This window comes from Hydrogenivirga sp. 128-5-R1-1 (genome assembly GCF_000171895.1).
The window spans coordinates 1-1,017 of sequence record NZ_ABHJ01000539.1 but is presented as its reverse complement, the minus strand read 5'-3'; the positions used below and the strand labels follow the sequence as shown (position 1 = coordinate 1,017).

The 1,017-nt window shown below is 29.9% G+C and carries 2 protein-coding genes; both read right to left on the bottom strand.

Annotated elements, in window-relative coordinates; genetic code table 11:
- Positions 1 to 184: 184 nt before the first annotated feature.
- Entirely contained in the window at positions 185 to 496 is a 312-nt protein-coding gene (locus tag HG1285_RS19000) for a hypothetical protein (protein WP_008289760.1), read from the bottom strand.
- Between the two features lie 48 nt (positions 497 to 544).
- A partial coding sequence (locus HG1285_RS00100; protein WP_008289758.1) for a deoxyribonuclease IV occupies positions 545 to 1,017 on the bottom strand: 473 nt, incomplete at its 5' end.

Below are 1,017 nucleotides of genomic sequence, written 5' to 3'. Positions count from 1 at the left end.
TTTGAAGCTGGCATTATATTAAACGATATAGGTTGTTCATAAGTATCTATTATTAGTCCTAATTTATACCCAAACCATTCTCTATGTCCGTTATTTCCTTTATATAATTTCCCACTTACCTTTTTACATCTTTTTATCCTTGCAAGTTCACAAACTGGAATTGGTTTTGTATCAAGTATTGCAATTAGTGATTCTTTGTTTGATAGTAAATTTTTATCATTACAATTAAAATTTTTACTAACTTTTTCAACTTTTTTGCTCTTTTTACAATGGCTGGTAGCTCTGGCACATAAGGAAACATATCGCTGTAGTTTTCTTTAAATTCTTTTAGTGTAGATTTTATTTCCCCTTTTCTAAATGTTGTGGCATAAACTAAAAGGGTTATTAACTCGCTATCTGAAAATTTAGGCTTATTTGTTTTGTGTTTATGTCCTATCAACTTTAATACCTCGTCTACAATTACATAAACTGTTGTTATATAATCTTTATATGTCATTGGTTTTCCTCCAGTGGTTTTTATCTTTATTTTGCCACTGGAGTTTTTTTATTTAAACTTCTCTCTTGAATTGGAAACTAAGGTTAAACTCCTTAATTTTTCCATATTTACAATATCCATATTACCCTGTTTTGGCGTCTCAAGTATAAAAGGTAGTCTACAAAAGTATTCATCATTTAGAAAAAACTCAAACCCTTTAAGTCCTATGCTACCTTTTCCAATATGCTCATGCCTATCTTTTCTTGAGTTAAAAGGTGTCTTTGAATCGTTGCAGTGTATAACCTTTATTTTATCAAGTCCTATTAAAGTATCAAACTCATCTTTATAATCCTGAAAACCTTTTTCTTTATTAATTTTATACCCTGCAGAGTATATATGGCACGTATCAAGACAAACACCTATATTTTCGCTTTCAAAAGGCTGTATTAAAGCTTTTATTTCCTGTGTGGTTTTTCCTATCTCTCCCTTCTGTCCTGCTAAAGTTTCAACTAAAAAAGTAGTGTTTCTCAAAGATACATTTT

Coding starts and splice junctions, on each gene's coding strand:
- HG1285_RS19000 (WP_008289760.1), bottom strand. CDS start 496: ATGACATATAAAGATTATATAACAACAGTTTATGTAATTGTAGACGAG.